Genomic DNA, 12191 nt, shown 5'->3' with positions numbered 1-12191 from the left:
CGATTAAGCCTGGTTCGGATTGGCCGGTGGAGCCTGATTCGCGGCAGCTTCGGCTTCGAAACGGGCCATGTACTTGTTCAGGAACGTATCGACGCGATCCGATACCTGAGCCCCGACGCTCTTCCAGTACTTGATGCGGTCGGGAATCAGCGTCACTCGCTTATCCTTGTCGATTACGAAAGGATCGTAAGTTCCCAAGTCTTCGATCACCTTACCATCACGCGGTTGGCGATGATCGATAGCAACTATCCGGTAGAAGTGCCGGTGGGTGCGGCCCATCTGTTTCATTCGAATACGAACTGCCACTGCTAACCCTCGGTCAAAAAACCGTCCAAACCTAAAAATATTGAAACCGAAATTATACCGTTTGAACGTGAAGTGTCCACTGGCGGAGCAGATTCTTCTTTAAAAATCCTGTACCGGCCTGGGATTGGTCCAATTTCACCGATTGCTCTTCGAATTAAGTTTAGTGGGTAACGCGGCAGCGGATCACGGTTTGTGATTTCCTGAGGAAGCTCGAAAATCTTCCAAGAATTGTTTGACTCAAGCTCGATTCCTTGTTGGAATGGCCGCTTCCAAGTTCTCATTTTTTGGAGCTACATTCGATGATCGTCACTACAGGCAACGACATTGCAGGGCACGTAATTCAACAGTACATGGGCGTGGTTCGAGGCATTATTGTTCGCTCTCCAAGCATAAGCCAGGGGATCATGGGCGGATTGAAATCCATCGTCGGAGGTAACAATAAAGCTTTTCAGGCAGTCTGCGAACAGGCCCGCTTGGAGGCCTTCAAGCTCATGGTGGAGCATGCCGAGGAATTAGGCGCCAATGCTATCATCGGTATGCGATATGATGCCACCGAATTCGCGCAGTCCGCAACGGAAGTCCTGGCTTACGGAACGGCCGTGAAAGTTTGAGAATCCTTACCTTTGACCACGGGAGGCCGATCCCATGTTCACCCCAAGTGTGCCGATTTGGGAACTGGTGATTCGTGCGGGAATTGTTTACGGTTTTTTACTGATTCTCCTGCGAATCACAGGGAAAAGGCAGGTCGGCCAACTCGCCCCGTTCGATCTGGTTCTTCTGCTGGTGCTGGCCAACGCCGTGCAGAATTCCATAAACGCCGGCGATAATAGTGTCTCCGGGGGATTGATCTCAGCGACTGCTCTGGTTATGCTGAATTTTCTGGTTGGCATGGCGACTTATCGCAGTAAGACATTAGAATCGATAATTGAAGGTCAGCCCCTGGTACTCATTCACAATGGGCACGTGCTCGAAAAAAGCATGGCCAGTGCCAAACTGACCCGACATGAATTGCAAGCGGCTATGCGTTTAGCAGGATGCGCCGCTTATTCGGATGTGCAAGTCGCTATTCTGGAAAATAACGGTTCGATTTCCGTTGTTCAGCATAGAGACAGAAAGGCAGCTCCGCCTGAGGAGGAACCGAGACCGTGAATGACTTTCTGAACAAACTGTTTGGCTTCAACCACATGAACCTGATCGGGTGGCTTGTGGCGGGCATCTCCCTATTGAGCGTTTCCGGATTCTTCGGCTATCAGGCTCTGGAAAGCGGCAAACACATGGCTACTGGTCCTGGACCGGATGTGTACATCCTGGCCACGATCGCGTTATTGCTTCTCGGAATTTTCTGCCTGCTCTTGCAGATCTACTGTGCATTGGTGGTCGAGCAAATCAACAAGCAGGAAAAACCCGCTAGCAACGAATTTCTCGACTGATCTGCGATTTTCTGTTCTTTTCCGTTCAATCGCCCTGCCTTAAGTACGAAATACTGAGGCATCCTCCATTCCTCCTCCCCGATGGACTCGCGTATGAAAACTACCGTTCTGTGGATTGGTATCTTGAATTTGTTTCTGCTTCCCACTTTATCCCGGGCAGCCGAGAAACCGATGGTCCGACTCCAAACCGAATCCATCGAGCAGATTCACGGTAAAATTTTCGAAAGCTATCAGACCGCTACCGCCCTGTTTCCATTTCTGGGGATGATGAACCAAGTCGGCAGGCCCAGCCCTCAGGGCGAGAGTCCGGATGAGACCTGGAGCAGCATCTTCTTCAAGAAAAAATTCAGCTCCAAATTGCTGCCCGGCGTGGATCTGAAGAAACCCTTGTGTCTGTTCTCGAACTTGGAAGCCTCGATTCTGAATGGCGATTTCTCGAAGTGCGAAGCTGTGGCAGCGATCCCCTGCAACAACGAACTCGAGTTTCGGACTCTGCTGAAGAAGTACGAGATCGGCTGTACCCCATCGGAGAACGGCCTGAATAATCTCTCGGTTCCTAATCTGCCCGTGCCCGCCTTTCTTCGTTTTCAAAAAGGTTATGCCTGGATTTCTCTGATATCTTCGAAGCCGATTGAAACCAGTGCCCTCGGTGAACTCGTAAAGTTGATCGACCCCAATCAAAAGGACCTGCTGGCGCTTCAGCTGAATGTAACTCGAATCCCCAAGGAGTTGAAGAAATTCGCCAGCGATCAGATCGTGAGCCATCTCTCCGAAATTCCGGCCCCGATGAGCCCTCCAGAAGAGGCCGTGCATAAAAAACTGGTTCCCCTGGCTAAAAAAATTCAGAATCAATTATTGATGGAATCGAACGAAGTTAATCTGAAACTCGACCTGGATAGCAAACTGCTCCAGTTTATTGTGAACTTGGCACTGGATGGTCAGGCGAAGACGGAGTTATCCAAAGATATCGCAGCCTACAAAACCCCGGAAAACTCCTTTGGCAGCTTATCGAAAACCGAACTCACTTATGGCACGTTTCTGCGCATGCCTCTTTTTGCTCCGGAAATTCGGGACCTGGGAGTCGAACTACTCGCCCAGGCCGACCAATTTTTGAAAGCCGACAATGCCCTACCCGAAGGCACGGCTCTGACGTCGCAATTTCTGAAATGCCTTCAATCCAGCGTCAAAAAAGGCAATCTGGATCTCGCCTACATCATTTCGGCACCTAATAAAGACAATCAATTTACCGCTCTGGCGGCCCTGCATCTGGAAGAAGCCGATACGCTGTTGCCTCTGGCAACGAAATTGATCGGTGTTCTACCGGAGGATTTGAAGAAACTCTTCAAAATGGATGCCACGAAAGTTCAGGGCCTGAGTGTGAATAGCTTCAAATTGAAAGATGTCCTCAATGAGGCCGATTTTGACGGAATCAAAGGGCCTTTCCTGACCAGCGTATTCGGCAAGGATATGGATATCAAATTCGCTTTCGCGAAAGACGCGTTATATGTGGCTATTGGTCCCGATGCGGAACAAAAAATTGCGGAAGCCATTCAAGCCAAACCGCTGGCAATGCCGGTGATTGATGTGGGAGCCAACGGTAAGCATACCATCGAATTTCTTAAAGCGTTATCCAAAAATCAGATGCCCGCCGCGATGTACGGCGCCTTTGGCAATCAGGAAAAATTCAACATGCTCTCTGTGAAAACGAAAGGTGGGGAGCGTTTGGAAATTGAAGTACGCACTGGGCTGGTCGCATACTTCGTCATGGCTTTTTCTACATTCAGAGCTCAGCAATTTCAGGCCGTGCCCGCCGCACCTGTATTAGCTCCGCCCCAGAATTAAAGCCCGAAATCGCTTGGCAAGTGCCGCCAGACACTGTGAATGTGGTTGGCGGGATTGTTCGAGCCATCGGCCTGAACGTTGAGAAACTCGACCTGAAAAGTCGGTCCGACAATGTGATAAGTGTACGGCTTACCGCTCTCGGTCGTTCCCGCATAGGCGAAATAGACCTTATCCACGCCGCCACTGGTATTGATCGCCTTCCATTCGTACTCGGCGACTTCGGCCGGAATGCGATTGGTATAAGCCTGAATCAGATCTTTCAGTTTCGCTTTCTGGGTCGCGTTCAATTTTTCTCCCGAAATTCCTACCGTCTGGACTGGCTTCGCACTGGTTACCGCTTCGGGAATCTCCGGGAACAACTTGGTTTGGAGTGCTTCTTTCTGCTGGGATTCATCGAGGGATTTGAACAGGTCGCGTGCCAGATCTTCCACTTCCGGCAATGTGCGTAAGCCCTTGCGGTCGCCCGATTTGACCTCGGCCGGATTGGCCCCGAAGAAAAACGGTGTTACTGATTTCACCTGCCCCTGTTCGACCGTGAAATTCACAGACATGTGATGGCCTTCCAACCGCCAACCCCACGATCCGGTTTTGCTAGGCGTTCCGAACACACTGACGAAATACCAATTCGGGTTGCGAACGTTGACGCCATTTTTTTCCAGATCCTTCAGAACATTTTCCAGGCTCATGATCGTCGTAGCCTGTTTATAGCCCTTTTCACTGGTGCCCGTTTTCAGCAAACCCAGTGCCGCTTCCTGGCTCTCCTTGCTCATCTCCTCGAAACGCACACCTTTACGGGTGAACATTTTGTCTTTCTGCTGCGGAGTGAAGTACCAGCCTGTTCGTTCCTTGGAATCGAAATCAAAAGTTGCTTTCTTGCGAAGATCCTCGGGAAGAGTTGCCAGGAACTTTTCGGCGGCGACCGTCATCTGATTACCGACCGGGGCTCGCTGCTGTCCGATCATCGAGACTCGAGTGAGTCCGAAGATCAGAAAAGCCACGCCAAGAAATTTCAGAAGTTTCATGAGAGGACCTCGAAAAGGAAGTCCGGACCTCCGGTCCGGGGGGAAGGAATCAGGCTTCGCTGGCGAACTTGGTCGGATTAGCAAGCATCTCGGCCAACCGGTTCGCCGCTTTCGTGTAAGCCGCCGGGTTGGACCAGGTCAGGCTTGGGTTGAGAATATTATCGGGAACGCCCGGGCAACTGTCGGGAATTTCCAGACCAAACACCGGATCGGTATGGAAACGAACGCTGTTGAGACTTCCCTCCAGCGCGGCCTGCAAAAGGGAACGTGTATGGGCTAAGGACATTCGGTTCCCCACGCCATAGCCACCTCCCGACCAGCCAGTGTTCACCAGCCAGACTGGAATCTTGCGGGCCTGCAGTCGCGTCCGCAACATTTCGCCGTAGAGTTGAGGCTCCAACGGTAGAAACGGGGCTCCGAAACAGGCACTGAAAGTGGCTTGGGGTTCAGTCACTCCCGCTTCGGTACCGGCAATTTTCGCCGTGTAGCCGGTCAAAAAATGCTGCATCGCTTGTTCGGGACTGAGCCGGGAGATCGGCGGTAGAACGCCGAAGGCATCGCAGGTCAGAAAGAAAATATTTTTCGGATGGCCCCCACAACCGGAAGGAACGCGGTTGGGAATCATCTCAATAGGGTAGGCGCAGCGGGTATTCTCGGTGTATTTCTTGCTGTCGAAATCGGGAACCCGAGTGATCGGATCCAATGGCACGTTTTCGAGTACGCTACCGAATTTAATCGCATTCCAGATCTGGGGTTCGCCAGTCGGGGACAGTTTGATCGTCTTGGCGTAGCAGCCCCCTTCGATGTTGAAAACCCCCTGATCGGACCAGCCGTGCTCGTCATCGCCGATCAGGCTTCGATTTGGGTCGGCGGAGAGAGTCGTTTTGCCGGTCCCCGAGAGGCCGAAAAACAACGCCACATCGCCTTCGGCTCCCACGTTGGCTGAGCAGTGCATCGGGAAGACGCCCTGCATGGGTAGTAAGCCGTTGAGGATGGAGAAAATCGATTTTTTGATTTCCCCGGCGTACTGAGTGCCCGCGATCAGAATTGTTTTCGATTCGAAGGAAATCGCCACGCAGACTTCCCCCGCCACGCCATCGATTGCAGGGTTCAATTCGAGTGTCGGGGCCGCGTAGATATTCCAGTCGGGGGAGAAAGATTGCAATTCTTCACGCGCCGGACGAATGAAAAGGCACTGGGCAAACAGGGCATGCCAGGCGAATTCGGTATGCAAGCGGATTTTAATCCGGTAGGCCGGATCCGCGCAAGCAAAGGAATCTTGCTGATAGATCGATTTCGTCTCGAGATGCGCTTGTATTTTGTTGGTGAGGCGAGCAAAAACCTCCGGTGTCATCGGATGGTTGACGTTCCCCCAGGCAATGCGATTTTCCCAATTCGCTTCCCGAACGACATACTTATCCTTGGGGGATCGACCGGTTCGCTTTCCGGTTAAGGCGACCAGTGCCCCCGCATCGCTAAGTTGCCCTTCCCGATTACGCAGCGCATCTTCAATTAATGTCGCGGGGGAGAGGTTCGCAAAGAGAGCCATAAATTCATCCGGATAAATTCGTAGATGAAATTATCCTAGTCCGGCGGGCGGTATCTGTCTGCCTGAGTGCAACGCACGACGGCCTATTTGCGGGAAGGGATGGTCAAATCCGGTTTTATCGAACTTTGGTTGGCTCAAATTCCGACTTCTTTTGCGGTTCGCAGCCCCCCATTTCGTAGGTCCGGCCGTTGCCTTCAACGTTCTTGAGCGAAAGTTGATAGAGCCGTTCCCCGGTGGGCGTCGGATACTCACCGGTAACGCAAGCTTGGCATAGGCTGCTCACGGGCAGATCGATACAGCGGGCGAGCGAAGTTAATGGAAGATAGGCCAGGCTATCCGCCCCCAATTCATCGGCCATCCGCTGCTGCTCTTCGCGCGTCGGCATCTTCCCCTTCATGAACTTGGGAGCGAAGAGTTCCGTGACTGTGGACATATCAATGCCGTAGAAACAGGGGGCGACAATCGGTGGACAGGCTACCCGAACGTGAACTTCCCGAGCACCGCCCCGTTCCCGAAGATGTCCCAGGAGCGATTTCAGTGTGGTACTTCGGACGATGGTGTCCTCAATCAGCAGAACTCGTTTACCATTCAGGACTTCCCGCAACGGCGTATACTTCAATCGAACTTTATCGAGGCGATTGGCTCCTTCGATAAACGTCCGGCCAACGTAACGATTTCGCATCAATCCTTCGACCGATGGCAACCCCAATTCGTGGGCCATGGCATCTGCCGCGGCTTTCCCCGTATCGGGTACGGGAACCACGATGGTGTCGGAATCGATGGGGACGCGATTCATTTCGCGTTCCTGCTGGGCCAATTCTTTACCCAGAGCAGAACGCGACAAATAAACGCTGCGATCGTCCAGAGTGCTGGCCACGTTGGCAAAGTAAATCCACTCGAAGAAGCAATGCGCGGTTGGCTGTTTGGGGGCAAAGCGGTGGAAACTGACCAGCCCATCCTGAACCAGGGCCATTTCGCCCGGTTCCAGAGAACGGATCTCGGTGAAGCCCAGGTTCGCCAGGGCTACGCTTTCACTCGCCGCCGCAAACAACGGCCCGGATTGGGCGATACACATCGGCCGAATACCCTTGGGATCGCGCATCACCACCATGCGACCGAGAGCATCGAGGAAGACGATGTTGTAAGCGCCGTCGAATTTCTTACTGAGATTGGCGAACACCTTCACCAGATCGGGTGGCGTTTCCCCGGTTAATTCCCGAGCGATCGAGTGCATGATCACTTCGGTATCGTTATCCCGAGTGAGGTGGTAATCGTTATTGGCCAGCAGTTCATCTTTGAGCTGCTTGAAATTCGCGAGTTGTCCGTTGAAGGCAAAGCAGAACCACTTCCACTTACAACCATGCTCTCGTTCAAACGGTTGAGCATAGCGGCGAGTGTTCGGTCCACAGGTCGCATAGCGGACGTGGCCTATGGCGGCGTGGCCGCAATGTTCCTTGAGAATACTCTCGGCTTTCCCCGGGTGATTTAACCGAAAAGCTTCCGCAACCAGTCCAATTTCTTTGTAAGTATCGAGGATCTGTTCGCGATTCGGATGCAGAGTACTCATCCCGGCCGCCAGTTGTCCGCGATTTTGTAAATCGAGTAACATTCTGGGGATAAGTCGAGAAGTATTTTTGATGTCGTTGCCGGGAACCAGTGGAGAAATTTCCAGACTGGGTAAATGGTAAAGGGCGGCCACACCGCATTCGTGCTTCAATTCATGCATCGTGTGCTGCTTTGCGAAGTAGTCTAATCGGATTACATGGCCAACCGCCCGCCGCTACTGCAAGTATAGTGTTCGGAAGCGCAAGTTCCAAATCGTTCCCTAAGTCCGGAATCAAAGGGCGATTTTTTGCATTACCTGATTTTTTCAAATATACTTGCAACGAACTTCTCAAGGTGGCACAAATGACACGGGCGATTGAATTTACGAACGTGAGCAAGATATATGGATCGGGTTGGCCGAACCGTTATCGAATTCCCGCGCTGGATAAAATTTCACTCCACATCGAGTCCGGAACCTGCCATGCACTGCTGGGTCCGAACCGCTCCGGGAAAACGACCTTCGTCAAACTGTTACTCGGTCTCTGCAAGCCGACCGAAGGTGAGATCAGCCGACTGGGCGATTCACCCAAGAATAAATCGACTCTCGCGAAGATCGGCTACGTTCACGAAAATCAGCTTTTCCCCCGTTATCTGACGGCGCGGGAGCTTCTCCGGTACTACGGTAGCCTCTCGCTGATTCCTCAGAGCAAATTGAATCCTAAGGTCGATGCCTTGCTGAAAAAAGTGGGGCTGGCCGATCGCGCCACCGAGCCGATTTCCCGTTTTTCCAAGGGAATGATCCAACGGCTTGGCCTCGCTCAATCGCTTCTGAATGATCCTGAATTACTGATTCTCGACGAACCGACGGAAGGCCTCGACCTGAGTGGTCGGCAGTTGCTTCGCGATGTCGTTCACGAGCAGAAAAAACGGGGGGCGACCACTCTTTTGATCTCGCACGTATTTCCGGAAGTCGAACAATTATGCGATCGCGTCACAGTATTGGTGGCGGGTCAGGTTGCCAAACAAGCCGAGATTACCGATTTGCTACGAGATCCGAAATCGGGTCAGCCCCGAAGTCTGGAAGACGCTCTCCGCCCCCTCTACAAAACGAACAATCCATGAACCTACCAACGATTCTGCTCACTATTCAATGGATGGTTCGCGATACCATCCGCCAATCCATAGCCGCCAAGCTTTTCTGGGTGCTGCTGGGTGCGAGTATACTCTGCATCCTGTTCTGCTTAAGCGTGGACGCCCGCGGCGATGAGAATCTGCTACCGCTCTCCCGATCAGAACAGCGCGAACAGATCAGCAAAGATGAAGCCCTGGCTCAGGGTATGAAACTGGGTACTCAATCGGGCTTGGGTCACGCGGTCGGCGCTCCCGCCCTGGCGATGCTGGCAACATCCCTGGGCGAGCAGTTCGCCCGCAAGGAAGGCGTCGATATTGCCCAGGGCGAAATATCGATCGGTTTCGGAGTCATCAAAGTTCAGGTCGGCCGCGATCGCACGGACGCCGTGCGTTTCCTGCAAATCTGGCTGGCGGGAGCCATCGCGGACACTGCCGGGATTTTCCTTGCCTTGATCTGGACGGCTGGATTCATCCCGTCCTTCCTGGAACCGGGAAGCGTGACCGTATTACTGGCCAAGCCCGTTCCCCGCTGGGCTATTCTGCTGGGCAAATTCATCGGTGTGATGTTGTTTGTTTCCGCACAGGCGATTTTCTTTGTACTCGGGACCTGGATCGCTCTCGGGCTAAAGACCGGCGTCTTCGACAGCCTTTATTTAATGGCGATTCCGATGATGATCGTTCACTTCGGCGTCTTCTTCAGCTTCAGCGTGCTCATGGCCGTCTGGTCGCGAAACACCACCGTCTGCCTTCTTTCCACTTTGATTTTCTGGATCGCCAGCTGGGGTATGAACTTTGGCTGGGTAGTGGTCTGCACGCAGAATATCTCCGCATTTTCCCCGCTGTCCCGATTGCTTCTGGATATCGGCTACTGGACTATGCCCAAACCGCTCGATTTGAACATGGTGCTCTACGATCTCTTGAAGGCCGACGGCTTCACCATGAAAGTGCCGGAGTTCAAGCAGTTGCAGGATCTGAAGCTGTTCCGCCCGGTGGCATCGATTCTGGCCTCACTCGCTTTTGGGCTGGTGATGCTTTTATCCGCCTGCTGGGAATTTGAAAAGCAGGAATACTAGTCCACCCCGTCAGCCCGTAACATATCGTTCATGGACTGGAAATATCATCGTTCGCGGATGATGCTCGACCCCGACATCATCAACCTCAATACGGGCTCCTTCGGCCCGCAACCTATCCCGGTTTATGAAGCGGCAGTCCGCTTCCGCCAAATGCTGGCGGCCGAGCCGACGCACTTTTACGTCAGGCAAGCGCCTCCTTTGCTCTGGGAAGCGCGTAGAGAAACGGCGAAGTTTCTCGGAACGACGCCGGAAAAGCTGGTCTTCACCAATAACGTTTCCTCTTCGATCAATTTCGTCGCCTCGGGGCTGACGATCTCGTCCCCGGGCGAGATATTGCTCACCGATCATGAGTATGGCGCCATGCACTGGTGCTGGGAACGCGCGGCCAAACGCCTCGGCCTGACACTAAGAACTTTTCCGCTGCCGACGATGCCGGAAGACCCTCAAGAAATCGTGGATGCGGCTTGCGCGGCCATGACCGCGCGTACCCGGGTCTTCTTTTTCAGCCACGTCCTGTCACCAACTGGGTTGGTTTTGCCGGCCAAGGAACTCTGTACCGAGGCTCGCAAGCGCGGAATCCTGACCGTCGTGGATGGAGCCCATGCCCCGGCCATGATTCCACTCAACGTCGATGATATCCGAGCCGATTTCTACGCGGCCAATCTTCATAAATGGCTGCTGGCTCCCTGCGGAGCAGGCTTTCTGGCAATAGGCTCTGGAAATGAGGATCGCCTGCAGCCACTGGAGGTCAGCTGGGGCTACCATTATCCGCGAACCGATCTCGATGCCCCCGATGAGTTCGGATCCACCCGGCGCATCCGGCACTTGGAATTCAACGGTACCCGCGATATCTGCCCGTGGCTGGCGTGCCCGGAAGCGATTCGATTTCAAACCGAAATTGGCTGGCAGGCGATTAGAAGCAAAATTGAAGAATTGTCGAATTACGTCCGGCGGCGAATGCGAGAGACAGTCGCTCTCAAACCGGCGACCCCGGCGGATCGGCGCAGTTGCGGCTCACTGACCGCTTTTAATTTACCGGAAGGAATTCACCCGGTGAAATTGCGGGAAGCGATCTGGAAACACCGCATCGAAATCCCCATTGTCGAACGCCCCGACCGCCTAATTATTCGATTCTCCACCCATTTTTATAACACCGAAGACGAGATCGAAGCTCTTCTGAAAATCCTGCCCGGGGCGCTTCAGGAAGCTAAGGCTTAAACGTTCGGAGTTCTTTTGGGCACTACTTGCTGGCGGAGATTCGCCCCTCCATGGGGCTGCTGGCGGTCGCATACATTTTCCGGGGAATCCGACCGGCCAGATACGCTTGCCGTCCCGCTTCGGTGGCCCAACGCATGGCATGAGCCATTCGCAGGGGATTCTCCGCCGAGGCAATAGAAGTGTTGAGCAGCACGCCATCGCAACCCAGTTCCATGGCAAAAGCGACATCACTGGCCGTGCCTACCCCGGCATCGACGATCACAGGATAATCGGGGTCGTTCTCTTTCAAATACTCGAGAATAATGCGGATGCTATTGGGGTTCAGAATCCCCTGCCCGCTACCGATCGGACTCCCGGCCGGCATTACGCTGACCGCCCCGGCTTCCTTCAGTCTCTTTGCCAGCATCACATCGTCGCTGGTGTAGACGAGAACCTGAAAGCCTTCTTTGACCAGTTGTTCTGTGGCTTTGAGTGTATCAATCGGGTCGGGCAGCAGAGTTTTTTTGTCACCCAGGCATTCCAGCTTCACCCAATCGGCTCCCGGGTTTTCCAGATTCTTCAACAACTCGCGAGCCAGCCGGGCGTGCCGGATGGCATCCTCGGCATTGAAGCAGCCCGCGGTATTCGGCAGGATCGTGTAGCGAGACAGATCGAGGTAATCCAACAAGTTGCGGCCTTGAGTGTCTATCAGCCGTTCGCGGCGCACAGCTACTGTAGTCACTTCGCATCCGCTTAGCTCCAGACTCTCCTTCATCAGGCCGTAATTGGCATATTTGCCGGTCCCGGTGAAGAGTCGGCTTTGGAAGGTAAACTTACCCACCTTCAGAGGTTTATCTTTCAGCGGATCCGAACCGCCCCCGACCAAGGTGACAATTTCCACCTGATCGTTTTCCTTCAATTGAGTGCTGGGGTGTACTTCCCGCGGCAGGACCTCGCGGTTCAACTCGACAGCGACCCTTTTCGAATCGTGACCCAGTTCCTGAAGCAGTTGCTCAACCGTGGTTTTCTCGGAGAGTTGGCGAACGGTTTCGTTAAGACGTATTTGCATTTTGCCTTCGCAATTGGAAACTAGCGG

At 53.4% G+C, this 12191-nt stretch carries 12 protein-coding genes; 7 read left to right on the top strand and 5 right to left on the bottom strand.

Translation table 11 applies throughout. The features are described 5' to 3' along the window. Positions 1-3: 3 nt before the first annotated feature. The gene (rpsP, locus tag KIH39_RS02675; protein ID WP_246539484.1) at positions 4-306 is read right to left on the bottom strand and encodes a 30S ribosomal protein S16; all 303 of its coding nucleotides are present in this window, start codon (positions 304-306) and stop codon (positions 4-6) included. 299 nt (positions 307-605) lie between these two features. Here rpsP and KIH39_RS02670 point away from each other — a divergent pair, with 299 nt between their 5' ends. From KIH39_RS02670 to KIH39_RS02655, 4 genes are all read left to right on the top strand, one after another. Continuing rightward, the gene (locus tag KIH39_RS02670; protein WP_213497732.1) at positions 606-917 is read left to right on the top strand and encodes a YbjQ family protein; all 312 of its coding nucleotides are present in this window, start codon (positions 606-608) and stop codon (positions 915-917) included. Between the two features lie 34 nt (positions 918-951). Next, the gene (locus tag KIH39_RS02665; protein WP_213497731.1) at positions 952-1455 is read left to right on the top strand and encodes a DUF421 domain-containing protein; all 504 of its coding nucleotides are present in this window, start codon (positions 952-954) and stop codon (positions 1453-1455) included. Continuing rightward, a complete protein-coding gene (locus KIH39_RS02660; protein WP_213497730.1) occupies positions 1452-1736 on the top strand; it encodes a hypothetical protein in 285 nt (94 codons plus the stop codon). Before KIH39_RS02665 ends, KIH39_RS02660 begins: the two co-directional genes overlap by 4 nt. A 93-nt stretch (positions 1737-1829) precedes the next feature. Continuing rightward, complete coding sequence (locus KIH39_RS02655; RefSeq protein WP_213497729.1) at positions 1830-3578, top strand: hypothetical protein; 1749 nt, start codon at positions 1830-1832, stop codon at positions 3576-3578. Here KIH39_RS02655 and KIH39_RS02650 read toward each other — a convergent pair. The 3 genes from KIH39_RS02650 to KIH39_RS02640 all read right to left on the bottom strand — a co-directional run bounded on the left by KIH39_RS02650 (position 3575) and on the right by KIH39_RS02640 (position 7875). Beyond that, positions 3575-4600 (bottom strand): DUF3500 domain-containing protein, encoded by a 1026-nt coding sequence (locus tag KIH39_RS02650; RefSeq protein ID WP_213497728.1) that lies wholly within the window; start codon positions 4598-4600, stop codon positions 3575-3577. The genes KIH39_RS02655 and KIH39_RS02650 overlap by 4 nt on opposite strands. A 49-nt stretch (positions 4601-4649) precedes the next feature. Beyond that, complete coding sequence (gene pckA, locus KIH39_RS02645) at positions 4650-6149, bottom strand: phosphoenolpyruvate carboxykinase (ATP) (RefSeq protein ID WP_213497727.1); 1500 nt, start codon at positions 6147-6149, stop codon at positions 4650-4652. A 115-nt stretch (positions 6150-6264) separates the two neighbouring features. Further along, positions 6265-7875, bottom strand: coding sequence for an amidophosphoribosyltransferase (locus KIH39_RS02640; protein WP_213497726.1), 1611 nt, complete (start codon positions 7873-7875; stop codon positions 6265-6267). 209 nt (positions 7876-8084) lie between these two features. Between KIH39_RS02640 and KIH39_RS02635 the strand changes: the two genes are divergently transcribed. The 3 genes from KIH39_RS02635 to KIH39_RS02625 are packed head-to-tail and all read left to right on the top strand — an operon-like array spanning position 8085 to position 11116. After that, a complete protein-coding gene (locus tag KIH39_RS02635; protein WP_246539482.1) occupies positions 8085-8816 on the top strand; it encodes an ABC transporter ATP-binding protein in 732 nt (243 codons plus the stop codon). Next, complete coding sequence (locus tag KIH39_RS02630; protein WP_213497724.1) at positions 8813-9898, top strand: ABC transporter permease; 1086 nt, start codon at positions 8813-8815, stop codon at positions 9896-9898. Before KIH39_RS02635 ends, KIH39_RS02630 begins: the two co-directional genes overlap by 4 nt. A gap of 21 nt (positions 9899-9919) precedes the next feature. After that, complete coding sequence (locus KIH39_RS02625) at positions 9920-11116, top strand: aminotransferase class V-fold PLP-dependent enzyme (protein ID WP_390623691.1); 1197 nt, start codon at positions 9920-9922, stop codon at positions 11114-11116. Positions 11117-11138: 22 nt separating this feature from the next. Here KIH39_RS02625 and thiS read toward each other — a convergent pair whose 3' ends face one another. Further along, entirely contained in the window at positions 11139-12164 is a 1026-nt protein-coding gene (gene thiS / locus KIH39_RS02620; protein ID WP_213497722.1) for a sulfur carrier protein ThiS, read from the bottom strand. Between the last annotated feature and the right edge of the window lie 27 nt (positions 12165-12191).

The organism is Telmatocola sphagniphila (genome assembly GCF_018398935.1).
Classification (GTDB): Bacteria; Planctomycetota; Planctomycetia; order Gemmatales; family Gemmataceae; genus Telmatocola; species Telmatocola sphagniphila.
This window is presented reverse-complemented; position numbering and strand designations above follow the sequence as displayed.

Coding starts and splice junctions, on each gene's coding strand:
- KIH39_RS02670 (WP_213497732.1), top strand. CDS start 606: ATGATCGTCACTACAGGCAACGACATTGCAGGGCACGTAATTCAACAG.
- thiS (WP_213497722.1), bottom strand. CDS start 12,164: ATGCAAATACGTCTTAACGAAACCGTTCGCCAACTCTCCGAGAAAACC.
- KIH39_RS02650 (WP_213497728.1), bottom strand. CDS start 4,600: ATGAAACTTCTGAAATTTCTTGGCGTGGCTTTTCTGATCTTCGGACTC.
- KIH39_RS02655 (WP_213497729.1), top strand. CDS start 1,830: ATGAAAACTACCGTTCTGTGGATTGGTATCTTGAATTTGTTTCTGCTT.
- KIH39_RS02665 (WP_213497731.1), top strand. CDS start 952: ATGTTCACCCCAAGTGTGCCGATTTGGGAACTGGTGATTCGTGCGGGA.
- KIH39_RS02630 (WP_213497724.1), top strand. CDS start 8,813: ATGAACCTACCAACGATTCTGCTCACTATTCAATGGATGGTTCGCGAT.
- pckA (WP_213497727.1), bottom strand. CDS start 6,149: ATGGCTCTCTTTGCGAACCTCTCCCCCGCGACATTAATTGAAGATGCG.
- KIH39_RS02640 (WP_213497726.1), bottom strand. CDS start 7,875: ATGCATGAATTGAAGCACGAATGCGGTGTGGCCGCCCTTTACCATTTA.